This is a genomic window from Streptosporangium fragile (assembly GCF_039534445.1).
Lineage (GTDB): Bacteria > Actinomycetota > Actinomycetes > Streptosporangiales > Streptosporangiaceae > Streptosporangium > Streptosporangium fragile.
In genome coordinates, this window is the sequence record NZ_BAAAVI010000038.1 from 38,856 (window position 1) to 62,880 (window position 24,025).

The following is a 24,025-nucleotide window of genomic DNA, read 5'->3' on the forward strand; positions in this document are numbered from 1 at the left end:
AACGCGGTAAGACGACGATTGTCGCCATGAGAACCCCACAGTTGGCGGGCGCGTCCGGCGCCGCGGCCGCCGACCTCGATCATGTGATCGAGGTCGACGGCCTCCGGCAGGCGTACGGTGATTTCGAGGCCGTGCGCGGTGTCTCCTTCCGCGTCCCGAGGGGCGAGCTGTTCGCCCTGCTCGGCACGAACGGCGCGGGCAAGACCACCACGATGGAGGTCCTGGAGGGCTTCCGGGCCGCCACCGGCGGCACCGTCCGGGTGCTCGGGCTCGACCCGGTCCGGCACCAGCGCAAGCTGCGGCCCCGTGTGGGGATCATGCTCCAGGAGGGCGGCTTCATCGGTGACCTCACGGTGGCCGAGACCGTCGACCTGTGGAAGGGGCTGAGCGAGGACGCCGGCCGCCCGGTCACCCTGGCCGGCACCGCCGAGCCGCCCCGGGGGCCGGCCCTCTTCGGCCGGGCCGGGGGCGTCAACCGGAACGTCATGGGCGTGCTGGAGCTGGTCGGGCTGGAGCGGAAGGCCAGGACCAAGGTCCGGCAGCTCTCCGGCGGCCAGAAGCGCAGGCTCGACCTCGCGCTCGCGGTGCTCTCCCGGCCGGAGGTGCTCTTCCTGGACGAGCCGACCACCGGGATGGACCCCGAGGCCCGCCGCGACACCTGGAAGGTGATCGAGGACCTGCGGGCCGCGGGCACCACCGTGCTGCTCACCACGCACTACCTGGAGGAGGCCGAGCGCCTGGCCACCAGGCTGGCCATCATGCACGAGGGCCGCATCCACGTCCACGGCACGGTCGAGGAGACGGTCGCCCGGTCGGGCGACGTGGTCTCCTTCCGCCTGGCCGGCACCTCCTGGTCCTTCGGCGACCTGCCCGCGCTGGACGGCGTCGTCCCCGTGCTGGCCTACGGCAGCGGCACGGAGGTCGCCTACACCCTGACCGGCGGGCGGGCCGAGAGCCGCGCGCACGCCGCGGTCCGGCGGCTGCTGGACTGGGCCGACGGGCGGGGCGAGACCCTGGAGCGGCTGACCGTGCGCCGGGGCACCCTGGAGGACGTCTTCATGCGGGTGGTCGGTGAGGCGAGATGAGGCGGGACGGCACCGGCGAGAGGGAGGACGCGACCCTGCGGGGCCGCGGCGGAGCGGCGGCCGGACGGCCGGAGAGGAACGGTGAACGATCGTGAGGACCGACGTCCTGCACGCCGTCCGGTTGGCCAGGCTCGACCTGACCCTGATCGGCCGGAACACCACGGTGCTGGTCAACGTGCTGCTGCTGCCGCTCCTGATGGCCTGGTTCCTGACCGAGTCCGTGGGGGACGTGGAGATCGCGGGCGTGGACGGGCGGCTGTTCGTGCTGACCGGTATGCCCGGACTGATTCCCGGGTTCGCGGTCTTCGTCAACCTGGTGAACTCCTTCACCGCCCGGCGTGAGGAGTTGGTGCTCAAGCGGCTGCGCGGGGGCCAGCCGTCCGCCGCGGCGGTCCTCGGCGGCAGCGCCCTGGGCGCGCTCGCGCTCTACCTGGGGCAGGTGGCGCTCGTCGCCGTCTGGGCCGGCCGGTCCGGCGGGCTCGTCCCGGCCAACGTGCCGCTGCTGCTGCTCGCCGCCGTGCTGGGCGTGGTGCTGTTCTGCCTGCTCGCCGCGGCCTTCTCGGGCATCACCCCGAACGCCGAGCTCGCCCAGGTCACGGTGCTACCGGTGCTGCTGGTCATGCTGTTGGGGGCGCCGATCGCCTTCCCCGCCGACACGCTGCCCGGCGTGCTGGGCACGGTCTCCCACCTGCTCCCGGCGACCCCGCTCGTGGAGATCATGCGCACCGCCTTCCTCGGCGGGGACCACGTCTCCGGAGACGGGGCGGCGCTGAGCATGGCCGGCCAGTGGCTGACGGCCCTGCCCTCGTTCGCGGTCCTGCTGATCTGGATCGCGGTGGCGGGGGTGCTGGCCAGGTGGCTGTTCCGCTGGGAACCCCGGCGCGGCTAACGTCTGTCACGACATGTTTCTCAAAGCGCGCGAAGAGGGGATGAGACGCCTCAGACGTCTCGTCCCCTCGGGCGTTCCCCGGCGGGAGAGGCAGTCGCACCTCCAGCGGGTCCGCCGGATGACCTTCCTCTCGCTGACCGCCGGCCTCTTCTTCGCCTGGGCCGGCCCGCTGGCCGGATTCGGGGAGAGTGGCGGGCAGGTCCGGCCGGTCCTGCTGTTCGTCGGGATGCCGGGCCTGGCGGTCTTCAGCGTCCTCTACCTGAGGATGATCCGGGCGGCCATGGCCGGGACCTCCGCCTGGGGCGAGATGTTCGGCTCGGCCGCGGTCGTGGTGCTCCTGCTGCTGACCCAGGGCGGCGAACCGTGGTCCTGGGGGCTGCTCGCCCCGGCCTGGGCGACGGGTGTCGCGCTCCTGCTGAGCCGGTCCGCCACGGTCCTCGCCTGCCTCGCCGCGGCCGGCACCGGTCTGCTCCTCGTCCCACCGGGGGACGACCCCACCCCTGTCCTCACCGTCCCGTTCGTTCCGCCGTCCGGCGACTCCGGGCCCGCCGTCGTCGCCTTCCTCCTGGTGACCGTGATGATGCCGTGGGCGAACCGGTTTCAGTTCTGGTTCTGGCAGGTCATGAGGAGCGCGGAGGAGGGCCGGGAGGCGCAGGCCCGGCTGGCCGTCACCGAGGAGCGGCTCCGCTTCTCCCGGGACCTGCACGACCTGGTCGGGCACAGCCTCTCCGCGATCGCCGTCAAGAGCGAGGTGGCCGCCAAGCTGTCGGCCGTGGACGCCGGGCGGGCGGCGGCGGAGATGGACGAGGTGCGCGGCCTGGCACGGCAGGCGCTCAAGGAGATCCGCGCGGCGGTACGCGGCTACCGGACGGTCGACCTGGCCGCCGAACTGCGCAGCATGACGGCGGTGCTGGAGGCGGCCGGCATCCGCTGCACCCTCCGGACGCCGCGCGAGCCGGTGCCGGAGGAAGCGGGCGCCCTGCTGGCCTGGGTGGTCCGGGAGGGCACCACCAACGTGCTGCGGCACAGCTCCGCCACCCGGTGCCGCATCGCGATCACGCTCCACGACGGGACCGCCGCGGTGGAGATGACCAACAACGGCGCGGACGCGGTGGACGGGCGCGGCGGCACCGGCCTCGTCGGCCTGTCGGAGCGGGTGGCCGCCGCCGGGGGCGTCCTGACGGCGGGCCCCGCGAGCGCGGAGGAGTTCACGTTGCGGGCTGCGGTCCCGCTGGAGGGAGTGCGATGATCCGGGCGAGCGCCGGGGCGTGCGGCTGTGCCGGAGGAACGCCGTGACCGGGGCGGCGGCCGGGAGCGGCCCGGTGATCCGGGTGCTGCTGGCCGACGACGAGCACCTCATCCGGGAGGCCATCGCGACCCTGCTGGGCCTGGAACCGGACATCGAGGTGGTGGCCCAGGTGGCCAGGGGCGACCTGGTGGCCGATGCCGTGCGGGAGCACCGGCCGGACGTGATCGTGCTCGACATCGAGATGCCGGGGGCGGACGGGCTGAGTGTCGCCGAGACACTGTCCGGGCACGCGGTGCTGATGCTGACCAGCTTCGGGCGCCCCGGCTACCTGCGGCGGGCTCTCGCCGCGGGAGTGCGCGGCTTCGTTCCCAAGGACGCCTCCGCCGACGAGCTGGCGACGGCGATCCGCAGAATCCACTCCGGCGGGCGCTACCTCGACCCGGAGATGGCCGCCTCGGCGATGATGGCGGGGGAGAGCCCCCTCACCGAACGCGAGCGCGACGCCCTGCGGCTCGCCGCGCGGGGCGCCCCGGTGGCCGAGATCGCCGCCGCGCTCCACCTGACCGAGGGCACCGTACGCAACTACCTGTCCAACGCCATCACCAAGCTGGGCGCCACCAACCGGATCACCGCGATCCGGGCGGCTCAAGAAAAAGGTTGGCTCTAAACCGCATTTTCTCCTTTGATACGGGCAAGAGAATCCCATGGTCGTAAGAAGTGTGAATTCGGGGGCGAGGGAAGGTCGCGTCCCCTTTCGCGCTGTGGCACCGTACGAATGCGGTGCGTGACCGGCTGGCTGCGGTGACGCACCGCCGTTGAGCCCGGCCGTGCCTCGGCGTGCGGCAGGGCGTGAGGAGGAGGCATGCGCGTCCCTGGTAACCCGAAGGCCCAGGTCGTCAGCGTCGGGAACCGTCTCGACGCGGGCACCGTGGCCGGAGTGCGCCCGCGGCTGCACGAGGCAGTCGACTCCGGGCACGACGACCTCATCGTGGATCTTTCCGGTCTGGAAATGATCGATGCCACCGGTCTCGGGGTGCTGGTGGGCACGCATCGCCGCGCTGTGGGCGCGGGACGCCGCCTCATTCTGCGGGGGGTGCCGCCAAGGATCATGCGGGTGCTCGCGGTGACCCGGCTCAACCGTATCCTCACCGTCGAGCTTCCCATGGCCGCGGTGGCCTGATCCCGGTCACCGCCGGCCTGCGGGGCGGTCGCGATGCCGGGTCATATCGGGGGACGGGCCCGTCCGGGCCCGTCCCCGCACGCGCGCCGGAACCCCCGGCCGTTCCGCGATCGCCGGGGCCCTTCGGCGCCGGGCGCCCGGCCCCGCGTGTTCAGCCCTCGGCGCGGGCGCGCAGGCGCTCCACGGTTCCCGGATCCTGGGCGTCGAGCCAGTCGGCGAGCTGTTCGAACGACACGCAGCGCACCTCGTCCCGGGTGCAGACCTCGTCCATCAGGCTGATCAGCGCACGCATGTAGATACCGCCGTTCCAGCTCTCGAAGTGGTTGCCGATGAACACCGGAGCCCGGTCGCCGGCCAGTGACTCCTGCACGGCGGCCACGTAGGTCGAGACGGTCTGCCGCTTCCAGCGCGACCACATGTGCGGCCGCCGGGTCTTCGCCCCGCTGTGGAGGGTGAAGAAGTCGTAGTCCATGCCGAGCACCCTGCGCCGGGTGCCGGGGATGGTCACGCTGGGTATCGGGAACTGCCACAGCCCCGCCCGTTTCCCGGGCCACGCCACCCAGCCGATCCCGCTGGCGTCGTAGCGCCAGCCGTAGGCGGAGAACGCCTGGAACATCTGCTCACGGTCGCCTTCGAGGCACGGCGTGCGTCCGCCGATCACCGTGTCCCGGATCCGGAACGGCAGATCGGGCAGGTGGGTCAGCGAGGCGTTCTCCCGCCAGCGCTCCACCATGCCGTAGAACTGCTCCAGCTCCTGGCGCCAGTCGTCGGCCGTCCATGTGCGCACTCCCCCGGCGCCGCAGAAGTGGCCGTTGAAGTGGCTGCCGATCTCGTGCCCCTCCCGCCACGCGGCGCCCAGCTGCGCGGCCTGCGCGGCGATCCGCGAGCGGCGCTGGAAGCCGATCCGGGAGGTGCCCCGCGGGTGACGGGGCGGGTCGTAGAGGTGGCGCCGGTCCTCCGGCAGCAGGTAGACCCCCGACAGGAAGAACGTGAGCGTGGCGCGGTTCCGCCGGGCCGCCTGCCGGAAGATCGGGAACCAGCCCTGGCTGTCCACTCCCGCGCCGTCGAAGGAGATCACCACGAACTGCGGCGGGCGCTCCCCGGGGCGCAACCGGCACCGCCCCGAGCCCGGGGCGGCGAGCTGCCCGCGCACGGCCACCGGGACCGGGCCGCCCGCCAGCTCCGGGCACCAGGGCGCCCCGGCCGCGGGCCGCCCGGCCCGCGCGCGCGTCCTCGTGTTTTCCGCCCCGCGTGCGGCGACGCGGCCCACGGCCTCCTGTCCGGGCTCCCGGCCCGCCTCCGGTCCGGAGGACTCCTGGACCGTCTCGTTTCCGGCGTCCCCGACCTGTGTCACCTGGGCGCAGGCCGCGACACCCAGCGCCACCGAGATCCCCAGAGCCGCCGCCGGCATCCCGCGTGTCATGGGGTCAGGAAATCACGCTGAGTAACTGCATCTTCGGCGAATCGTGCCAAAGAACGGTCATGTTATGAAAGACCGGTAGAAGATATGCGTGGCGGTGTTGATCAGGTGGTCGACCGCGGGCGCCTCGTCGGCCAGCACCCATTCGATGAGCAGCTCCTGGATCATTCCGATCATGCCCAGCGCGAGCAGGTGCCGGTTGGCCTTGACCGCCTCCGGCAGGTCGGCGACGCTCGACGCGAGCATGTCCTTGAAGGCGGTGACGGCCCGCTGCCGCGAGGTGATGAGGCAGTCGCCCGCCCGGCGAACCTCCAGGTGCATGATCCGGGCGCGGCGCCGGTCCTCGGTGACGAAGGTGATGTACCCCGCGATCCCCGCTCTGACCCGGTCGGCCGGCGTGTCGGGGGCCTGTTCGATCGATTTCGTGACCGACTGCAGGGTCTCCTGCACACAGCGGTCGTACAGTGCCTGCATCAGCTCGTCCCGTCCGGAGAAGCACTCGTAGAAGGCGCGGTTGGAGATGCGGGCCGAGGCGCAGAGTTTCTCGATCGTGGTGTCCGGGAACCCGGGGTCGGCGTAGAGCGTGTACGCCGCGGAGAGCAGGCGTTCCCGGCGTTCCGCCAGCCGCTCCTCCGCGGACATTCCCCGGTATGACCGTCCGTTCATGTCAAGCCCCTGTCAACCCCTGCGGGGTTGACAAACCCTCGCGTTATCACTTCCACCTCATGATCTGGCCCCCGGAATCCCCCATTATGGGTGCAAGATCCTTTTTGTGGAAGAGTTAAGGCGTCACCGCTTGCGTCGTCCATGCAAGAAGGTCACAACCCTGACCAGCCGGTCAAGTTCCGCCTGCCCGCGGGTGAACGAGGTGAGGTTCATCCCGGGCAGCGCGAAGCGCTGCCGCGAGACGGCCTTGGGCCGGGAGAACTCGCGGAGCCCGTCCGCGCCGTGGATACGGCCGAAACCGGAGGCGCCGATCCCGCCGAACGGCAGGGCGGGGATCGCCGCGAACGAGATGACCGAGTTGATCGAGGTCATCCCGCTGCGCATCCGGCGGGCGAGGTCCATGGCCCGCCGGACGTCGCCCGAGAAGACGGTCCCGGCCAGGCCGTACGCGGCGGCGTTGGTCATCCGCAGGGCCTCTTCGGCGTCGGCGACCCGCTTGACCGTCACGGTCGGCCCGAACGTCTCCTCGCGAACCGCCGCGGAATCCTCGGGCACGTCCTCGACGATCACCGGGTCGACGAAGGGCGCCCGGACCGACTCCGGCCCGCCCACCACGGCCCTGCCACCCGCCACCGCGTCGTCGATGTGCCGCCGGATGACGTCGAGCTGGGCGGGCATGGTGATCGGCCCGTAGTCGCGACCGGCCCGCACCGCCGCGGCCCGCCGGGTGAGCTCCCCCATGAACTCGTCGTAGACCGCGTCCACCACGTAGATCCGCTCCACGCCCGCACATGTCTGGCCCGCGTTGGACAACGCGCCCCACAGCGCCGCGTCCGCCGCGGCGGGCAGATCGGCGTCGGCGTCCACGATCAGCGCGTCCTTGCCGCCGCACTCGGCGACCAGCGGCGTCAGGTTCGCCGCGCACGCGGCCATCACCCGCTTGGCGGTGGCCGTGGAGCCGGTGAAGGCGATCTTCCCGACCCCCGGGTCGCCGGCCAGCGCCGCGCCGGTCTCGCCCAGCCCGGTGATGGTGCGGAACACCGGCTGCTCCGGCACGGCCTCGGCGAACAGCTCGGCCAGCAGCACCCCCACGCCCGGGGTCAGCTCGCTCGGCTTGAACACCACCGCGTTCCCGGCCGCCAGCGCGTAGGCGATCGACCCCATCGGGGTGAACACCGGGTAGTTCCACGGCCCGATCACCCCGACCACCCCGAGCGGCAGGTACTCCAGGGTGGCGGCGACGTTGGCGGCCACCAGGCCGGGGAAGAGCCGCCTGGGCCCCAGCACCCCGCGCGCGTTCCTGGCGGCCCAGTCGAGGTGGGTGATGGCCAGCACCACCTCCAGGGTGGCGTCGGCCTTGGGCTTGCCCGTCTCCCGGTGCACGACGCCCACGATCCTGGCGAGGTCGCGGGTGATGACCGCCTTGTAGTCGAGCAGCCGCCGCCTGCGCTCGGCCCAGCCCAGCCCGGCCCACCACGTGGCGGCGACCCCGGCCTCCGCCACAGCGGCACGTACCTCCACCGCGTCGTGGATCGGGTGAGTGCCCACGACGGCGCCCGTGGCGGGGTCGAAGGAGTCGAAGGTGCGGTGTCCGGTCGTCGTGGTCATCGCGGTCTCCTCTACGCCGTACGGGCACGGTTCGCCCACGATAGACCGGGACGCGCCATCCGGTAAACCATCACTTACACGGCGGCCCGCCGGACGCCTACCGGGTGAGCAGGCCGCGGTCCAGGGCGGTGGTGACGGCCGCGGTACGGTCGGAGACACCGAGCTTGCCGAAGACGCGCAGCAGGTGGGTCTTGACCGTGGTCTCGCTGATGAACAGGGCCCTGCCGATCTCGGCGTTGGTCAGCCCCCTGGCCACCAGGGCGAGCACCTCCGTCTCACGCGGCGACAGCGACTCGACCGCGGGTGCCCGCATCCGGGTGACCAGCTTGGTCGCCACCGACGGCGACAGCACGGTCTCCCCGCGCGCCGCGGCGGCGATCGCGGCCAGCAGGTCGGCCCTGGAGGTGTCCTTCAGCAGGTAGCCCGCGGCGCCCGCCTCGACCGCCCGGACGATGTCGGCGTCGGTCTCGTAGGTGGTCAGCACGACCACCCGGCTCTCCGGCCGGGCGGCGAGGATGCGGGAGGTCGCGCTCACCCCGTCGCCACCCGGCATGCGCAGGTCCATCAGGATCACGTCCGGAGCCAGGTCCCCGGCCCGCACGACGGCCTCGTCTCCGGAGGCCGCCTCGCCCACCACGGTGATCCCCGGATCGGCCTCCAGCATCCCCCGCAGCCCCTCGCGGACCACCGGGTGGTCGTCGACGATCATCACACGTAGCACGGTCACACTCCCCGCTCGGCAGGTTCGGCGGGCACGGTGATCTCCAGGCACGTCCCCGCGCCCGGGGCACCGGTCACGCGGAGAACCCCGCCCACCTGCTCCACGCGAGCGCGCATGCCCCGCAGCCCGTACCCCTGACCGCCCGCCGGGTCGAACCCGCGCCCGTCGTCGCGGACCTCCAGCCGCACCGAGCCGTCCCGGTAGGCGATCGAGACGGCGACGGTGCCCGCCCCCGCGTGCTTGCGCACGTTGGCCAGACCCTCCTGGGCGGCGCGGAGGAGCACCACCTCGACGGGCGGGCTCAGCGGCCGGGACTCCCCGGAGATCTCGAACCCGGCGGCCAGCCCGGTCTCCTCGCCGAGTCGCCTCGTCAGCCGCCGCAACGCCTCGTCCAGCGACGAGCCGTCCAGCGGCGCCGGGCTCAACGTGGTCACCAGCAGGCGGGCCTCGGCCAGGTTCTCCCGCGCCGTCCGCACGGCCAGCTCCAGGTGACGGGACGGGTCCGGCTGGGCCTGCGCCGCCTGGATCAGCATGATGATGCTGGTGAAGCCCTGCGCCAGGGTGTCGTGGATCTCCCCGGCGAGCCGCTCGCGTTCGGCCTGCGCCCCGCGCTCGGCCGAGAGCCGGGCCACCTCGGCCCGGCTGCTCTCCAGCTCCTGGATGAGGGCCGCCCGCTCCTCGCTCTGCCGCATGATCCGTTCCATCCAGACACCGAACACGGCGGAGAAGAACAGGATGATGGTGACGACCATCAGGAAGTTGAACGGCTCCGTATCGCCGCCCAGGAACATGTAGCGGATCGCCGGAGGGAGGTTCAACGCGATCACCGCGACCATCGCCCGCCTGACGGGGAAGACCATGAAGCACTGCGGGCAGAGCCCGAACAGGGCGAACGTGGTGTGCGGCGCGGTGAGCCCGACGGGAAGGAACAGCAGGACCAGCGCGGCGATGTAGACCGCTCCCCGCCGCCGGTCCTCGGAGAGGATCGCCGGGCGGCCGAACAGGAAGTAGAGCGGCAGGACCGCACCCAGGCAGCCCGTCACGATCGCCTTCTCGCGCGGCGGCGCCTCGCTGAACAGGGTGGACGCGACGGGCGCGAGCGTCCCGGCGGCCAGGAGCACCTCCCAGACGCGCAGCGACTGCCAGGCGTGGATCCTGGCCCTCCCGAGGACGGGGCCCGGCCGGTCGGCGTACGTCATCCGTCGCTGCGGCTCTTCCAGCGGAACGTCATCAGGCACAGCAGCAGTCCTCCGACCACCCAGGCTCCCAGAACCAGGGCGACCCGGTCGAGCTCGTACGACCCCGCGATCTCCAGTGCGGCGCCGGTGTCCCCCAGGAAGACCGAGCGGAAACCCTGGCACATCCACTTGAGCGGGAACACGGCGGAGACGTTCACCAGCCAGGACGGGAGCTGGGTGGCGGGGATGAAGACCCCGGAGATGAACTGCAGCACCACGAACGGCATCGTGATCACCGCGGTGGCGCTCTTGCGTGAGCGGGGCAGGCTGCTGACCGCGATGCCGAGCAGGGACGAGCCGAGGACACCGAGCACGAACACCCAGGCGAAGGTGGCCCACCTGGACGCCTCCGACGGCAGTTCCAGGTCGAACAGCACGACCCCGATGGCCAGCAGGATGACGACCTGGACGGAGGAGACGAGCAGGGTGACGAGGGCCTTGCCGACGAAGTACGCGGCGGGGGGCAGCGGCGTGCCCCGCAGCCGCTTGAGCGTGCCGTCGTCGCGCTCCACCGCGATGCTGATCCCGAGGTTCTGGAAGCCCGTCATCGTGGCGGCGCCGATCAGCCCGGCCACGTAGAGCTGGGAGACGGTGATCCCGGTCCCCTCCAGAGCGCCCGAGAAGATCGAACCGAAGATCACCAGCAGGACGATCGGGAAGGCGAACGTGAAGATGACCGCGTCCTTCTCGCGGAAGAACATCCTGGTCTCAAGGGCCGCCCGGGACAGCCCCAGCCGCACGGCGGAGGGCTGCGCCGCCGCGCGGCGGGCGGCGGGGGTCTCGGTCACGGACGTGGTCATCGCGCACCTGCCCCGATGAGGCGGAGGTAGATGTCCTCCAGGGAGGGGCGGATCACGGTCAGCCCGGGAACCTCGCCGTCGAAGCGGCCGGTCAGCTCCAGCACGGTCCCGGTCGGCGCGTCCGTCTCCAGGGAGCGGCGCTCGTCCCCCTCGGACCAGCTCACCGTGGCCTTGGCGGTGGCCCGGCCACCCAGGGTCCCGGGCTCGCCCTCGGCCACGACCCGCCCCCCGGCGACCACGGTCACCCGGTCGGCCAGCGCCTCGACCTCGTCCAGGTAGTGGGTGGTCAGCACGATGGTCGTGCCGTCGTGGGCCAGGCTCCTGATCAGGTCCCAGAACTGCCTGCGGGCCTCGGGGTCGAACCCGGTGGTCGGCTCGTCCAGGAAGAGCAGCTCCGGATCGCCGATCACGCCCAGCGCGACGTCCACCCGGCGCCGCTGACCGCCGGAGAGCTGCCGGATGCGCTTGCCGGCCTTCTCCGTCAGCCCGACCTGCTCGATCACCTCGTCCGGGTCCTTGGCGCGCGGGTAGTAACCCGCGACGTGCCGCACGGCCTCGCGCACGGTCACCTCGGCCGCGTCCTCGGCCGTCTGGAGCACGATGCCGATCCGCGAGCGCCACTCCCGGGTGGGCCGCCCCGGGTCCGCCCCCAGCACGCTGACCTCGCCGGCGTCGCGGGTGCGGTACCCCTCCAGGATCTCCACCGTGGTCGACTTACCCGCCCCGTTCGGGCCGAGGATCGCGAACACCTCGCCCTCCCGGATGTCGAGGTCGATCCCCCCGACCGCCTGGACGTCGCCGTAGCGCTTGGCCAGGCCTCTCACTCTCACCGCTGTCGTCATGCCTCAAGCGTCGCGTCCGCGGGGTTCCCACGGCACCGACGTTCGACGGAACCGGGTGTCCACCGTTCGGAGGACACCGCCGCGCGGGCCCCGCGCTCAGAAGAGGGTGGGGTTCTCCGGCTCGATGCCGCGCAGGGCGTCGTAGTCGAGGGTGACGCAGCCGATGCCGCGGTCGGCGGCGAGCACGCGGGCCTGCGGCTTGATCTCCTGGGCGGCGAAGACTCCCCGCACCGGGGCCAACAGCGGGTCGCGGTTGAGCAGCTCCAGGTAGCGGGTGAGCTGCTCGACGCCGTCGATGTCGCCGCGCCGCTTGATCTCCACCGCCACGGCTGCGCCGTTCTGGTCGCGGCAGAGGATGTCGACCGGACCGATGGCCGTCATGTACTCGCGCCGGACGAGCGTGTAGCCCGCGCCCAGCGTGGTGATGTGCTCGGCCAGCAGCTCCTGCAGGTGGGCCTCGACGCCGTCCTTGATCAGGCCCGGGTCGACGCCCAGCTCGTGACTGGAGTCGTGGAGGATCTCCTCCATGGTGAGGACGAGCTTCTCGCCGGTCTTGCCGTGGGTCACCGTCCAGGTGCCCTCCTCCTCGCGGAGCTTGCACGGCGGGTTCATCCAGTTCAGCGGTTTGAAGGCGCGGTCGTCGGCATGGATGGAGACGCTGCTGTCGGCCTTGATGAGGATGAGGCGGGGTGCCATCGGAAGATGGGCGGTGAGCTTCCCGACGTAATCCACGCTGCACCGCGCGATGACCAAACGCATGACCGAACCCTACCGGCAGGGCGAGGTCCCGGCCCCTCGATCCGGAGGCCGCGCCTCCCGACGCCTCCCGACGCCTCCCGACGCCTCCCGACGCCCACCGGTGCCCCACCCGCCCTTTGGGGTGGCCTGCCCCTCTCTGGGACACTGTTGCCGGTGCCGGAACGGGCGGTCGCCGGCCCGGACCGGAGTTCACGGCCGTGACGCAGGCGTGGTGGGGAGAGTGATGGCGAGCACTTTTGAGACGGTCGGAGTGGTCGGCCTCGGCACGATGGGTGCGGGGATCGCCGAGTCCTTCGCCCGGGCCGGGCTGGGCGTGATCGGCGTGGAGGCCGACCCGGAGGCGCTGGCGCGCGGGCGGGGGCACCTGGAGGGCTCCGTCGGCCGCGCGGTCGCCAAGGGCAAGCTGACCGAGGCCGAGAGCGCGGCGATCCTCGGCCGGGTGACCCTCACCACCTCCCTGGAGGATCTCGCCCAGGTGGATCTGGTCATCGAGGCCATCCCCGAGGTGATGGAGTTCAAGCAGGCGCTCTTCACCGACCTGGACCGCGTCTGCAAGCCGTCGGCGGTGCTGGCCACCAACACCTCCTCGCTCTCGGTCACCGCGATCGCGGCCGGTACCACCCGCCCGGGGCGGGTGATCGGCATGCATTTCTTCAACCCCGCGCCGGTCATGCGGCTGGTCGAGGTGATCCACACGCTGGTCACCGAGGAGGGCCTGGCCGCGGAGGTGGCCGACCTCGCGCGGCGGCTCGGCAAGACCCCGGTGACCGTCGGCGACCGCGCCGGGTTCGTGGTCAACCGGCTGCTGCTGCCGTACCTCAACCACGCCGCCCTCCTGCTGGAGGGCGGGATGGCCACCCGCGACGGTATCGACACCGCGATGCGGCTCGGCGCCCGCCTGCCGATGGGCCCCTTCGCCCTGCTCGACCTGATCGGCCTGGACACCTCCTACGAGGTGCTGAGCGTCCTGTTCCAGGAGAGCCGCGACCGCCGCCACGCCCCCGCGCCGATCCTGCGCGAGCTGGTCAGCGCGGGTCTGCTCGGCCGCAAGGCCCGCGGCGGCTTCTACCCCACCGCGGACGGCGGGCCGGAGGCGGCCAAGCCGCCGGCCGGCAAGTCGTCGGCGCACACGGTCGCGTTCCTGGGCGAGGGGGGCGACGCCTTCGGCACCCGGCTCGCCGAGGCGGGTTTCAAGATCGTTCCTGCCGAGGACGCCGAGGCGGTCATCGCGCTGTCCAGCACCCCGGTGATCGAGCTGGCCGCCGGCCTGCCGCATCCCGAGCGCCTGGTCGGCCTGCACCTGGTGGGCGAACGGGTCGCCGAGGTCGCGTCCACCGTGCTCACCGCGCCCGAGGTCGCCCAGGCGGTCGAGGGCCTGGTCCGCATCGCCGGCCGGGTGCCGGTGGCGTGCAAGGACCGGGCCGAGTTCGTGGTCGACGCCCTCCTGTACCCGTACCTCAACGACGCCGTGCGCATGTACGAGTCCGGTTACGCCTCCGCCGACGACATCGACACGGCCATGCGGCTGGGCTGCGGTTACCCGGCCGGACCGTTCGAGACCCTCGACGAGCTGGGCCTTCCGGCCGTCCGCGACGGCCTGCGCGCCCTGTACGCCGAGTACCGGGAGCCGTACCTGGCGCCGGCGCCGCTGCTGGAGCGGCTCGTCGTGGCCGGGGTGCGAAGCTTCCGTGATCTGCCGTGAGCCCTCGCAGGTCCCGCCGGCTGGACCCCTTCGACCGCGGCGGCAACCGGGGTGCCTCCCGGCCCGTCGGCGGGTCCGTGCCAGGGGTCGACCGGATCGAGGAGTGGCCCGACGGAGACTGGCGGGTGCGCCGCGTCACCGGGGCCGGAACGGACAAGGTCTACCGCTGCCCGGGTTGTGACCAGGAGATCAGGGCCGGCCTGCCGCACCTGGTCAGCTGGCCCGCCTGGCCGGGCGGCGAGGACGAGCGCAGGCACTGGCACACCGCGTGCTGGCGCAACCGGGTCAAGCGTGGTCCCGGCCGGAGCAGATATTGAGGAGAGACATGGAGATCAGGGCCTCTACGGTGCTGCCCGCGCGCCGGGAGCCGATCGAGCTGCACACCGGTGACGGGCTGACGCTCGTCGGCGAGCTGGCCCTCCCGGCGGACAGGCCTCCCGTGGCCACACTGGTGTGCCTGCACCCGCTGCCCACCCACGGCGGCATGATGGACAGCCACGTCTACCGCAAGGCCGCCAACCGGCTGCCCGCTCTCGCGGACCTGGCCGTGCTGCGGTTCAACACCCGCGGCACCACCTCCGAGCGGGGCGCCTCCGAGGGCGCCTTCGGCGGTGGCGAGGACGAGCGCCTGGACGTCGTCGCCGCCCTGGAGTACGCCGACTTCCACGACCTGCCCCGGGTCTGGCTGGTCGGCTGGTCCTTCGGCACCGAGCTCACCCTCAAGTGGGGCCGCGACCCGCTCGTGGAGGGCGCCGTCCTGCTCTCCCCGCCGCTGCACCGGGCCACCGACGCCGACCTGGACGGGTGGGCGGAGTTCGGCCGGCCGCTGACCGTGCTGGTCCCCGAGTTCGACGACTACCTGCGGCCGGACCAGGCTCGCGAGCGCTTCGCCCGGGTGCCCCAGGCCGAGGTCATCGGGGTGGACGACGCCAAGCACCTGTGGGTCGGCGAGCCGTACGTGCGGATCGTCCTCAACGAGATCGTCCGCCGGGTGAACCCGGCCGCCTACCCCCTCCCCACCGAGATCGCCGGCTCGTAGCACTCCGTCCGGGCCCGCCCCGGCGGGCCCGGGGAGACGGCCCTCCCCGGGCACCCGGCCGGCGTGCGCCGCCGGCCCGGTGCCCCCGTGGTGACGGGAGGCCGCCACCGTGTCACGGCTCGTTGCGGATCCGGGGTGCCAGACGGGGATCACGGGATTACGGTGGACGGCGTGCAGCTGTACACCCGATCGGCGGGCGAGGGACTTCCGGTCGTCCTCCTCCACGCCTTCCCCCTGTCATCGGCCATGTGGCTGGCCCAGCGCGAGGGTCTCGCGGCCGTCTGCAAGGTCATCACCCCCGACCTGCGCGGTTTCGGCGGCTCGGTGCTCGGCGACGACGAGCCTTCCGTGGACGTGATGGCCGACGACGTCGTCCGCCTGCTCGACCACGAGAGCGTCGACCGCGCCGTCGTCGGCGGGCTGTCCATGGGCGGCTACGTCACGATGGCCCTGTGCCGCCGCCATCCCGACCGGGTGCGGGGGGTGATCCTCGCCAGTACGAAGGCGACCGCCGATCCGGAGGCCGTCCGGGTCAACCGGGAACGGATCGCCGCCGCCGTGCTCGACGCGGGCCCGGCCATCCTGCTGGAGGAGGTGCTTCCCGGGCTCGTCGGGCGGACCACCGCCCAGCGCAGGGCGATGGTGTTCGGGCGGGTGCGCGGGCTGGTCCAGTCGGCCCCGCCCGCGGCCGTCGCCTGGGCGCAGCGCGCGATGGCCGCCCGCCCCGACTCCCTCGACACCCTGCGCGGGCTCGAGGTTCCTGCCCTGGTGATCGCGGGGGAGGAGGACGAGCTCATCCCGCTCGCCACCGCCGAGGCGATGGTCGACGCCGTGCCCGACGGCCGGCTGGCCGTGATCGAGAAGGCGGGTCACCTGAGCGCGGTCGAGCAGCCCGAGGCGTTCAACCGGGCGGTGGCCGGCTTCACAGCCGAGCTTGCCGGGGGATCACCACCTCACGGATGATCAGCGCCAGCGCGGCGGCCACCGGGATGGCCAGCAGCGCCCCGACGATGCCGAGCAGCGTGCCGCCGAACAGCGCGGCGACCACGGTGACCGCCGGGGCGACGTCCACCGAGCGCTTCATCACGCGCGGGTAGATCAGGTAGTTCTCCACCTGCTGGTAGATCAGGAAGAAGATCCCGCAGGCGATGCCGAGGGTGCCCGACTGCAGCAGGGCCACCCCGGTCACCAGCACCGCGCCGATGATCGCGCCGACCAGCGGGACGAGGTCGGTCACCGCCACCACCAGGGCCAGGGCCAGGGCGTACTCGACGTTCAGCACCGCGAGGAACACCCAGGTCACCACGCCCGCGATCACCGAGATCAGCAGGTTCCCGGCGACGTAGCCGCCGATGCCGTTGAGGATCTCGTCGCCGAGCGCCCGGGTGCGCGTCCTGCGGCTGCTCGGCACGAGCGCGAAGAGATAGTCCTTGATCGAGGGCAGTGAGCCCAGGAAGTACAGCGTCAGGACCAGCAACGTCAGGCCGGAGAAGAACGCGTCGAACACCACCGCTCCCGCGCCCACCAGGCCGCCCGCCACGCTCTGGGCCAGGCCGCCGCTGGTGATGTAGTCGCCGAGCCTGGTCAGGATCTGGTAGTCGGTGTCCAGCTGCTTGAGGGTGGGGTTGGCGAGCAGTTCCTGGACGTAGCCGGGGACCGCGCCGACGAACGAGGCGGCCTCCTGGCTCACCGGCGGGACGATGGCCAGGCCGAAGAGCACGAAGAACAGGATCACCGCGCCGAAGACGATCGAGATCGCCCAGCGTCTGGCCATCCGCCGCCGCTGCAGCGCCTCCACGGCCGGGTTGAGCCCCACGGCGAGGAACATCGCCACCACGATCAGCACGATCACGCTCCGCGCGGTGACCAGCGCCTGGGAGAGCGCCCACGCGGTCAGCAGGCCCATCCCGGCGGTCAGGCCCACCACGAACGGGCTTCTGGCCAGGGGCTTGCCCGGCCGTCCGTACGGGGCCTCGCCCTCTTCCCGGGCTCCGGGCGGGCCGCCGGCCTCCCGGGCGTCCGGGGGGAGGGCTGTGGGCTCCGGCGCGGCGGCCGGGACCCCGGCCGGGAGGTCCCGGGCGTCGCGTGCGGGGACCGGGGCCTCGGACCGGGGGCGCCGAGCTTCCGGGGAGCCGTCCACGGGCTCGGCGAGAGCGCGGGGAGCCGGGGCAGGGGCCTTGGGGTCGTCGGATACCGGGGACGCGTCGGGCACGGTTGCTGCTCCTGGCGGTCGGGGTGCTGGGTCGGGGAGCGGGGGAGAGACGAGGGCGGGGGACGAGGAGCTAGGGACGAGGGCAGACGGAAAAGAGCCTAGCGACCGTCACGGTCGCCAGGCTCTTTCGCAGCCGTCGTCAACGCCCCGGAGTCAACGCCTGTCCATCGCCTGCTACTCCTGCCACCACTCCGCGTCGTCGTCCTTGGTCTCGGCCCTGGCGGGCGCCGGGGCCGGGGCGGGTGCCGGCTTGTCGGCGATGCCGTTGGCGGCGGGAATGGCCGGCTTCGGCGGGGCCGCGACGATCGCGGGCTCCGGGTCGGCGGCCGGGAGCGGCGCACCGCCGAGCAGCTGGCGCAGCTGCGCGAGGTGGCTGGTGATGCTGTCACGCTGACGGGTCAGCTCGTCGACCTGGCGCTGGGCGACCGAACGACTCCGCTCGGCCTCGGCCTTGGCCTCGGAGACGATCGACTCGGCGCTCGTCTTGGCCTCGGAGACGATCTGGTCGGCGTTCTTGCGGGCGTTGGCCAGCAGCTGCTTGGCGTGCGTGTCGGCCTCGCGACGGGTCTGCTCGGCCTGCTGGGTGGCCTTGGTGGCCCGCTGCTCGGCGGTGGCCGCCCGCTGCTCGGCCTCGGCGACCAGCTTCTGGGTGGCCGCCTGGGCGGTGGCGTGGCGCTCGGCCTCCTGCCGCTCGGCCTCCTCGCGGCGGGCGGCGAGCTGGATCTCGAACTCCGCCTCGTCCTGGGCCCGCTTGGCCTCCGACTCCTCCAGCACCCGCTGGGCCTGGGCGCGCATCTCGTCGGCCTGGCGCTTGGCGGTGGTGAGCACCTCGTCGCGCTCGCGCTTGGTCGAGGCGCGCAGCTGCGCCACCTCGCGCTCGGTGGTGGTGCGGAGCTTGGCGATCTCGCGCTCGGCGTCGGCGCGCTTCTCGGCCACCTCGTGGTCGGCGGTGGCCCGCAGCTTGGAGACCTCGCGCTCGGTGGTGGCGGTCAGCTCGTCGGCCTCGCGGCGGGCGGTCGAGCGGATCTCGTCGGCCTCGCGCTCGGCGGTGGTGCGCATCTCGTCGGCCTCGCGGGTGGCGAGGGCGCGCTTCTCGGCCGCCTCGTTCTCCGCGGCGGCGCGCAGGTCGGCGGCCTCGACCTTGGCCGTGGCCTTGATCTCGTTCGCCTCGGCCCTGGCGGCCTGCACGAGCTCGGTGGCCTGCTCCTCGGCGAGGCGGAGCAGCTGCTCGATCCGCGCGCCGAGACCGGAGTAGGTCGGGCGCTCCTGCTCCTGCAGCTGCCGCTGGGAGTCGGCCAGGTCACGCTGGAGAGCCTGGATCTGCTCCCGTGACTGCCGCAGCTCGCCGTCGAGCTGCTTCAGGTGATCGTGGACCTGGTGCCGGTCATAGCCCCGGAGCACCACGTCGAATTCCCGAGCGGGGGCGTCTTCAAAGAAGTTGTTGAGCTGGGCGTCGATGTCGGACTGCATGGAGGCTCGATCCTGGGTTGGCGAGACGGCTACACGGGCCGGGCGGGGGTTCTGGCATCCGAGGCGGGAGCCGGGGCGGGACCCACGTCCGGTGGTACGCCAGCGTACTCCGCCATTGCCACGTTGGAGGTCCCGTCCGACTTTATGCGCGACTTGTTATGTATGAACGTTTCTTGCATTCGGGGTGGTGTCTGCTCCTCTTTCAGGAGCCTGGACCAGCTCTGTCAGCATTCCGCCAACGTCTTTGGGATGAAGAAACGCGATCGACGAGCCCATCGAGCCGTGGCGTGGTTTCTCGTCGAGCAGCCGGACGCCCCGGCCGCCGATCGTCTCCAGAGCTTGCGCGACGTCCGGGACGCCGAAGGCGACATGATGCACGCCTTCTCCGCGCTTTGCCAGGAATTTTCCAACCGGCGTGTCCGGGCCGAGCGGTTCGAGCAACTGAATGTAAGACCCGCCGCCTTGCCCGTCGGCGATGTGCAGCATCGCCTCCTTGACTCCCTGCTCCTCGTTCACCTCACGGGCCACCACGGTCAGCTCGAAGGTCCGCTCGAAAAACGCGATCTTCTCTTCGAGGTCGTGGCATGCGATTCCCACATGGTCGATACGCATGAACATAGGGCCGCCCTCCATGGCGATCGCGTAGGTGCTCATAGGTATGGTGGCAAAGTCGCCCAACGTCCCGCCAGGGAGGCCCCCTGTCATGTCTGGTTCCGTCATAGTCGCCGGAGCTCGCACGCCCATCGGCCGGCTGCTCGGCTCGCTGTCCGGCCTCTCGGCCACCGAGCTGGGCGGTATCGCGATCAAGGCCGCGCTGGAGCGCTCCGGTGTCGCCCCCGAAGCCGTGCAGTACGTCATCATGGGCCAGGTCCTCCAGGCCGGCGCCGGCCAGATGCCCGCCCGTCAGGCCGCCGTCAAGGCCGGGATCCCCATGACCGTGCCGTCCCTGACCATCAACAAGGTGTGCCTGTCCGGGCTCGACGCCATCGCCCTGGCCGACCAGCTCATCCGGGCCGGCGAGTTCGACGTCGTGGTCGCCGGCGGCATGGAGTCGATGTCGAACGCCCCGCACCTGCTGCCCGGGCTGCGCAAGGGCGTGAAGTACGGCGCCGCCGAGATCCTCGACTCGATGGCCTACGACGGCCTCACCGACGCCTACGACCAGGTCGCCATGGGCCAGTCCACCGAGCGGCACAACGCGCGCCTCGGCCTGACCCGCGAGGAGCAGGACGCCTACTCCGCGCGGTCCCACCAGCTCGCCGCCGCCGCGATCAAGAACGGCACGCTCGACGACGAGATCGTCCCGGTGCCGATCCCGCAGCGCAAGGGCGAGCCGCTGATCTTCTCCGCGGACGAGGGCGTGCGCGGCGACACCACCGTGGAGGTCCTCGCCCGGTTGCGGCCGGCGTTCGACCCGGACGGCACGATCACCGCCGGGTCGTCTTCCCAGATCTCCGACGGCGCCTGCGCGGTGGTCGTGATGTCCAAGGCGAAGGCCGAGGAACTCGGGCTCGACTGGCTGGCCGAGATCGGCGCCCACGGCAACGTGGCCGGGCCGGACAACTCGCTGCAGTCCCAGCCCGCCAACGCGATCAAGCACGCCCTCGGCAAGCAGGGCCTCTCCGCCGACGACCTCGACCTGCTGGAGATCAACGAGGCCTTCGCCCAGGTGGTCCTCCAGTCGGTGAAGGAGCTCGGCGTCCCGCTCGACAAGGTCAACGTCAACGGCGGCGGCATCGCCGTCGGCCACCCCATCGGGGCCTCCGGCGCCCGCATCGTCCTCGCCCTGGCCCACGAGCTCAGGCGTCGGGGCGGCGGCGTCGGCGCGGCGGGCCTCTGCGGCGGTGGCGGCCAGGGCGACGCCCTCGTCATCAGCGTCCCGCGGTCCTGAACGCGGCCGTCGCGTCGCGTCACGGTGCTGAACGCGGCCGTCCTTCGCCTCGGGCCGTTCGAGAGCGGTCCCGGGCATCCGCGTCGCCGTCCCGGTCACCCGGCTCCCGGTGGAGCCGGGTCTCCGCGGGATCCGGGCCTCGGTGAACCCGGATCCCGGGGGAATCAGGTCTCGTCGGCGAACTTGACGGTGACCTTCTCGAAGCCGAGGCTCTTCAGCATCCCCTCCAGCATGATCTTGGTGTTCTGGTCGGCCCGGTTGCGCAGGTCGCTGGCCTGGGCGGCCTCGGCGATCTTCTTCTCGGCCAGCAGGTAGAGCTCCTGCTGGTCGGCCGGGGAGGAGGACAGGAAGTCCTCGACCCGGTCGAAGAGGCCACGCTGCTGGGCGTAGACGTAGGAACGTTTGTTGTCGAGGTTGGGCTTCTCCAGCTGGGCGCGGGGCAGCTTGATCGTGACCTCGGTGCGGTCGGGGGAGACGGTCAGCGCCCCCCGGGACAGGCCGCCGAAGTCGACGTAGGCGTCGACGCCGCCGGCGCCGACGAAGAGGGTCCGGCTGCCCTTGATCGCGTCGGGCAGGAACGCGGCGTCCTTCTCCAGGTCCACCACGACCTGGAAGTTGCCGGTCGCCGCCTCGAAACGGCTGAGGTTATGGATCGACTCCAGGAGCACGGGCTGGCTCCGGTCGATCGAGGTCTCGCCGAACGGGTTCAGCCACGACCACGTCAGGCGAGCGCCCACGGCGAGGAGGACGAGGACGACGAGCAGCCCGGCGAGGAAGCGCCAGCGACGCCTGCGAGGCGCCGGGGGAGCCTCGGGCGGAGCTTCTTGGGGGGCCTTCACACCGATCTCCTTCCCTCGGCGACCGCCTTCTCACCGGGAGCCTATGCCGATCTTGTCAGCTCCGCGGCGGGAGAACGGCCCGGGAGCCGGCGGAGGGGCCACGCCCTCCGGCGGCCGGCTCGCGCGTCCCGCCCCGCGACCTCGCCCCGGGCGACCGGTGGAGGGGGCCGCCCCGCGGCCGCGACCAGGCCGAGGCGTCGCCCACCCGCTGCTCCGGCGGGGCGTACCGGCCGCCCACTCCCTGTCCCGGCGGGGTGTGGTATTGCGGGCCCTGCCCTGCCGGGGAGGCTTGACCGGTCTGCCCCCCGAAGTGAGAGCTTTGTAACCGGCAGCCGGTGAAGTCGCCGTAGTAGAGCCGGAGCCAGTCGCGCCGCTGCGTCTCGGTGAGCCCGGAGAACCACGCCGCGGCGTACTGGTGCTCGGGGAGCGGACCACCGGGAAGCGGCTCGCCCCGCAGCCACGCCGCGACGATGTCGCGGTACCCCGCGGCCGGGGTGGCGTCGCATCTCTCGGCCAGGCCGTCGACGAACTCGTCGGCGGCCCTCTCGGCGAACCCGGCGGACAGGTCGTCGACGTGGATCCCGATCACGCCCGGGGCGAGGGTGCCCTGGTCGCGCCGGGGGTGCTGCTCCACCCGGGAGAACTCGCCGGGCGTCCCCGCCAGGCGGGAAGCGATCTTGACGAACGCCGAGCCCAGCTCGGGCAGGCCGGCGTGCATCCCCGGGTGCACACACACCATGATCGGCCACTCCTGGCAGCTGTAGACGACCCGCTGTGCGGAGACCGGCCGCTGCTCGGAGAAGAGCCGCGCCATGCCCGTCCCCGCGGCCAGCACCGCCAGCAGCGCGGCGGCCAGCACGAGCGCCTGGCGCGTCACGACCGCCGCCCAGCCGAGCAGCAGCGCGGCGCTGATTCCCACGAGCCAGAGGGTCTGGTCGGTGAAGGCCGCCGCGCTCAACCCCTGGAACGGGTCGTACGGCTCCCGTGTGGCGGGGGCCAGCCGGTCGGCCCAGGTCGGCCCCTGGGACAGCGCGGTGAACAGGCCGTAGCACCCGAGCCCGGCGAGCGCCGGAGTGATCGTCCACGGCAGCAGCCAGCCGGTCACCCAGCCGATGACCACGTACAGCGCGAGCCCGGCGGCGCCCATGACCAGGCCGCTGGGCAGCAGCCGCCCCGCCTGCTCGGTGAGCATGCTCCTGACCGCCAGGACCATCACCGTGGCGGTGAAGGCGCCGCCGGTCACCACCAGGATCGCCAGCGGCGCCCGCACCGCCTGCCAGGTGGTCAGCGACCGCTTGCCGACCCCGCGCCGCCTGCGGACCGCGACCCAGGCGGCGAAGGCGGCCGCCACCGGGCCGGTCAGCCGGAGCGAGCCGATCACCGCGACGATGATGTTCTCCCACGCGCTGACGCCGGGAACCAGGACGCTCCACGCCGCGACAACCCCGAGCACGAGCAGGACGGCGACCGCCATCAGCCCGCTCTGCTGGAGTTCCTCGCGTGAAACGCCCCTGTGCTCACGCACCGGTGGGCGTGGCCGCCCACGCCGCGTCGTCGGAACAGGCGTACGTATGGTGTCCGGACGCCGTCGAGCTGTCGTTCATCAAGCACCCCCCGTGCCATGAATGTGCGGAAGCCGGTCCCCTCGGCACCGGTCCGGCCCGCGTCCCCTGCAGGCCGGACTGAGTCAGCGCGGCCACTTGGCCACGGCCTCACCATTCGATGTGGGAACCATAACGGAGCGTGACGTTTGGCGTCCGGGTTCTTGGTGAAGCCGTCAGCCCGGTTACTCTTCGTATACGGGCGAACCGGGATGAGGCCGCGCTACCGTAGCCCTGTGGTTACAGGTCAGCTGAATCTGCCGTTCGACCCCATCGAGCGCGCCGCGGAGACGTGGCGCGTTCACTTCGGGCCCTCCTCGGCCATGGCCGCCGTCACATCGATCATGAGAGCGCACCAGATCCTGCTCGCGCAACTGGACGCGCTGCTCAAACCGTATGACTTGACCTTCGCGCGGTACGAGGCACTGGTGCTGCTCACCTTCAGCAAGACGGGGGCCCTGCCGCTGTCCAAGATCGGCGAGCGCCTGATGGTCCACCCCACGAGCGTCACGAACACCGTCAGCCGCCTGGAACGCGCCGGCCTGGTGCGCCGCCTGCCCAACCCCCGCGACGGCCGGGGAGTGCTGGCCGAGATCACCGACCGTGGCCGGGATGTCGTGCGCCGGGCCACCGGTGACCTGATGGCGGCGGACTTCGCCATGACCATGTACGGCGAGTCCGAGCTGGAGCAGATGTTCGACCTGTTCAGGACTCTCCGCGTCGCGGCCGGCGACTTCGAGGGGTAGCCGGCCCGGCCCGGCGCGCGGCGTCCGTGGCCGGTCCCGTCCGCTTCGTGGGTGCTGCGTCGGGCGCA

Annotated in this window: 24 protein-coding genes; 11 read left to right on the forward strand and 13 right to left on the reverse strand. The window is 72.2% G+C overall.

Annotated features, from left to right (window positions below; all coding sequences use genetic code 11):
* Positions 1–26 precede the first annotated feature (26 nt).
* The 5 genes from ABD841_RS23985 (at position 27) to ABD841_RS24005 (ending at position 4,403) form a co-directional block, all read left to right on the forward strand.
* Positions 27–1,085 carry an ABC transporter ATP-binding protein gene (locus tag ABD841_RS23985; protein ID WP_344975989.1) on the forward strand — a complete coding sequence of 353 codons (1,059 nt, stop codon included), beginning with the start codon at positions 27–29 and terminating at the stop codon, positions 1,083–1,085.
* A gap of 91 nt (positions 1,086–1,176) precedes the next feature.
* Positions 1,177–1,974 (forward strand): ABC transporter permease, encoded by a 798-nt coding sequence (locus tag ABD841_RS23990; protein ID WP_344975992.1) that lies wholly within the window; start codon positions 1,177–1,179, stop codon positions 1,972–1,974.
* Between the two features lie 40 nt (positions 1,975–2,014).
* Entirely contained in the window at positions 2,015–3,223 is a 1,209-nt protein-coding gene (locus tag ABD841_RS23995) for a sensor histidine kinase (RefSeq protein WP_344975994.1), read from the forward strand.
* Between the two features lie 73 nt (positions 3,224–3,296).
* The gene (locus ABD841_RS24000) at positions 3,297–3,890 is read left to right on the forward strand and encodes a response regulator transcription factor (protein WP_344976102.1); all 594 of its coding nucleotides are present in this window, start codon (positions 3,297–3,299) and stop codon (positions 3,888–3,890) included.
* Between the two features lie 195 nt (positions 3,891–4,085).
* Positions 4,086–4,403: an STAS domain-containing protein gene (locus ABD841_RS24005; protein WP_344975997.1), complete on the forward strand. Its 318-nt coding sequence runs from the start codon at positions 4,086–4,088 to the stop codon at positions 4,401–4,403.
* 151 nt (positions 4,404–4,554) lie between these two features.
* Here ABD841_RS24005 and ABD841_RS24010 read toward each other — a convergent pair whose 3' ends face one another.
* The 8 genes from ABD841_RS24010 to nucS all read right to left on the reverse strand — a co-directional run bounded on the left by ABD841_RS24010 (position 4,555) and on the right by nucS (position 12,457).
* Entirely contained in the window at positions 4,555–5,826 is a 1,272-nt protein-coding gene (locus ABD841_RS24010) for a polysaccharide deacetylase family protein (RefSeq protein ID WP_344976000.1), read from the reverse strand.
* 57 nt (positions 5,827–5,883) lie between these two features.
* Positions 5,884–6,489, reverse strand: a complete 606-nt coding sequence (locus ABD841_RS24015) for a TetR/AcrR family transcriptional regulator (RefSeq protein ID WP_344976002.1) — start codon at positions 6,487–6,489, stop codon at positions 5,884–5,886.
* 123 nt (positions 6,490–6,612) lie between these two features.
* Positions 6,613–8,097: an aldehyde dehydrogenase family protein gene (locus ABD841_RS24020; RefSeq protein ID WP_344976004.1), complete on the reverse strand. Its 1,485-nt coding sequence runs from the start codon at positions 8,095–8,097 to the stop codon at positions 6,613–6,615.
* Positions 8,098–8,194: 97 nt separating this feature from the next.
* Positions 8,195–8,818: a response regulator gene (locus ABD841_RS24025; RefSeq protein ID WP_344976007.1), complete on the reverse strand. Its 624-nt coding sequence runs from the start codon at positions 8,816–8,818 to the stop codon at positions 8,195–8,197.
* 2 nt (positions 8,819–8,820) lie between these two features.
* Positions 8,821–10,056, reverse strand: a complete 1,236-nt coding sequence (locus ABD841_RS24030; protein WP_344976010.1) for a sensor histidine kinase — start codon at positions 10,054–10,056, stop codon at positions 8,821–8,823.
* Positions 10,014–10,856, reverse strand: coding sequence for an ABC transporter permease (locus ABD841_RS24035; RefSeq protein ID WP_344976013.1), 843 nt, complete (start codon positions 10,854–10,856; stop codon positions 10,014–10,016). The genes ABD841_RS24030 and ABD841_RS24035 overlap by 43 nt, the downstream gene beginning before the upstream one ends.
* Positions 10,853–11,698, reverse strand: coding sequence for an ABC transporter ATP-binding protein (locus tag ABD841_RS24040; protein WP_344976015.1), 846 nt, complete (start codon positions 11,696–11,698; stop codon positions 10,853–10,855). The genes ABD841_RS24035 and ABD841_RS24040 overlap by 4 nt, the downstream gene beginning before the upstream one ends.
* Before the next feature lie 96 nt (positions 11,699–11,794).
* Positions 11,795–12,457, reverse strand: a complete 663-nt coding sequence (gene nucS, locus ABD841_RS24045) for an endonuclease NucS (RefSeq protein ID WP_344976018.1) — start codon at positions 12,455–12,457, stop codon at positions 11,795–11,797.
* Between the two features lie 223 nt (positions 12,458–12,680).
* Here nucS and ABD841_RS24050 point away from each other — a divergent pair, with 223 nt between their 5' ends.
* The 4 genes from ABD841_RS24050 (at position 12,681) to ABD841_RS24065 (ending at position 16,161) form a co-directional block, all read left to right on the forward strand.
* Entirely contained in the window at positions 12,681–14,159 is a 1,479-nt protein-coding gene (locus ABD841_RS24050) for a 3-hydroxyacyl-CoA dehydrogenase family protein (RefSeq protein ID WP_344976021.1), read from the forward strand.
* Entirely contained in the window at positions 14,156–14,476 is a 321-nt protein-coding gene (locus tag ABD841_RS24055; protein WP_344976023.1) for an ATP/GTP-binding protein, read from the forward strand. The genes ABD841_RS24050 and ABD841_RS24055 overlap by 4 nt, the downstream gene beginning before the upstream one ends.
* A gap of 8 nt (positions 14,477–14,484) precedes the next feature.
* On the forward strand, positions 14,485–15,198 hold the full coding sequence (locus ABD841_RS24060) for an alpha/beta hydrolase (RefSeq protein WP_344976026.1): 714 nt from the start codon (positions 14,485–14,487) through the stop codon (positions 15,196–15,198).
* 171 nt (positions 15,199–15,369) lie between these two features.
* Complete coding sequence (locus ABD841_RS24065; RefSeq protein WP_344976028.1) at positions 15,370–16,161, forward strand: alpha/beta fold hydrolase; 792 nt, start codon at positions 15,370–15,372, stop codon at positions 16,159–16,161.
* On the opposite strand, the gene ABD841_RS24070 is transcribed toward ABD841_RS24065, so the two are convergent.
* The 3 genes from ABD841_RS24070 to mce form a co-directional block, all read right to left on the reverse strand.
* Positions 16,121–17,410, reverse strand: a complete 1,290-nt coding sequence (locus ABD841_RS24070; RefSeq protein WP_344976030.1) for an AI-2E family transporter — start codon at positions 17,408–17,410, stop codon at positions 16,121–16,123. The genes ABD841_RS24065 and ABD841_RS24070 overlap by 41 nt on opposite strands.
* A 174-nt stretch (positions 17,411–17,584) precedes the next feature.
* Positions 17,585–18,880: a DivIVA domain-containing protein gene (locus ABD841_RS24075; RefSeq protein ID WP_344976033.1), complete on the reverse strand. Its 1,296-nt coding sequence runs from the start codon at positions 18,878–18,880 to the stop codon at positions 17,585–17,587.
* Between the two features lie 156 nt (positions 18,881–19,036).
* A complete protein-coding gene (gene mce / locus ABD841_RS24080) occupies positions 19,037–19,498 on the reverse strand; it encodes a methylmalonyl-CoA epimerase (protein ID WP_344976105.1) in 462 nt (153 codons plus the stop codon).
* 85 nt (positions 19,499–19,583) lie between these two features.
* On the opposite strand from mce, the gene ABD841_RS24085 reads away from it, so the two are divergent.
* Positions 19,584–20,771, forward strand: a complete 1,188-nt coding sequence (locus ABD841_RS24085) for an acetyl-CoA C-acetyltransferase (RefSeq protein WP_344976036.1) — start codon at positions 19,584–19,586, stop codon at positions 20,769–20,771.
* A 164-nt stretch (positions 20,772–20,935) separates the two neighbouring features.
* Here the strand turns inward: ABD841_RS24085 and ABD841_RS24090 are convergent, their stop codons facing one another.
* Together ABD841_RS24090 and ABD841_RS24095 are read right to left on the reverse strand one after the other, a co-directional pair.
* A complete protein-coding gene (locus tag ABD841_RS24090) occupies positions 20,936–21,610 on the reverse strand; it encodes a DUF4230 domain-containing protein (RefSeq protein WP_344976039.1) in 675 nt (224 codons plus the stop codon).
* A 55-nt stretch (positions 21,611–21,665) separates the two neighbouring features.
* On the reverse strand, positions 21,666–23,135 hold the full coding sequence (locus tag ABD841_RS24095; RefSeq protein ID WP_344976042.1) for a hypothetical protein: 1,470 nt from the start codon (positions 23,133–23,135) through the stop codon (positions 21,666–21,668).
* 288 nt (positions 23,136–23,423) lie between these two features.
* On the opposite strand from ABD841_RS24095, the gene ABD841_RS24100 reads away from it, so the two are divergent.
* Positions 23,424–23,957 carry a MarR family winged helix-turn-helix transcriptional regulator gene (locus ABD841_RS24100; protein ID WP_344976044.1) on the forward strand — a complete coding sequence of 178 codons (534 nt, stop codon included), beginning with the start codon at positions 23,424–23,426 and terminating at the stop codon, positions 23,955–23,957.
* Positions 23,958–24,025: the final 68 nt, after the last annotated feature.

Excerpts from the sequence above, each read along its gene's own strand:
- ABD841_RS24075 (WP_344976033.1), bottom strand. The coding sequence starts at position 18,880 with ATGCAGTCCGACATCGACGCCCAGCTCAACAACTTCTTTGAAGACGCC.
- ABD841_RS24010 (WP_344976000.1), bottom strand. The coding sequence starts at position 5,826 with ATGACACGCGGGATGCCGGCGGCGGCTCTGGGGATCTCGGTGGCGCTG.
- ABD841_RS24060 (WP_344976026.1), top strand. The coding sequence starts at position 14,485 with ATGGAGATCAGGGCCTCTACGGTGCTGCCCGCGCGCCGGGAGCCGATC.
- ABD841_RS24085 (WP_344976036.1), top strand. The coding sequence starts at position 19,584 with ATGTCTGGTTCCGTCATAGTCGCCGGAGCTCGCACGCCCATCGGCCGG.
- ABD841_RS24040 (WP_344976015.1), bottom strand. The coding sequence starts at position 11,698 with ATGACGACAGCGGTGAGAGTGAGAGGCCTGGCCAAGCGCTACGGCGAC.
- mce (WP_344976105.1), bottom strand. The coding sequence starts at position 19,498 with ATGTTCATGCGTATCGACCATGTGGGAATCGCATGCCACGACCTCGAA.
- ABD841_RS23995 (WP_344975994.1), top strand. The coding sequence starts at position 2,015 with ATGAGACGCCTCAGACGTCTCGTCCCCTCGGGCGTTCCCCGGCGGGAG.
- ABD841_RS24015 (WP_344976002.1), bottom strand. The coding sequence starts at position 6,489 with ATGAACGGACGGTCATACCGGGGAATGTCCGCGGAGGAGCGGCTGGCG.
- ABD841_RS23985 (WP_344975989.1), top strand. The coding sequence starts at position 27 with ATGAGAACCCCACAGTTGGCGGGCGCGTCCGGCGCCGCGGCCGCCGAC.
- nucS (WP_344976018.1), bottom strand. The coding sequence starts at position 12,457 with ATGCGTTTGGTCATCGCGCGGTGCAGCGTGGATTACGTCGGGAAGCTC.
- ABD841_RS24035 (WP_344976013.1), bottom strand. The coding sequence starts at position 10,856 with ATGACCACGTCCGTGACCGAGACCCCCGCCGCCCGCCGCGCGGCGGCG.
- ABD841_RS24100 (WP_344976044.1), top strand. The coding sequence starts at position 23,424 with ATGAGGCCGCGCTACCGTAGCCCTGTGGTTACAGGTCAGCTGAATCTG.
- ABD841_RS24020 (WP_344976004.1), bottom strand. The coding sequence starts at position 8,097 with ATGACCACGACGACCGGACACCGCACCTTCGACTCCTTCGACCCCGCC.
- ABD841_RS24050 (WP_344976021.1), top strand. The coding sequence starts at position 12,681 with ATGGCGAGCACTTTTGAGACGGTCGGAGTGGTCGGCCTCGGCACGATG.
- ABD841_RS24005 (WP_344975997.1), top strand. The coding sequence starts at position 4,086 with ATGCGCGTCCCTGGTAACCCGAAGGCCCAGGTCGTCAGCGTCGGGAAC.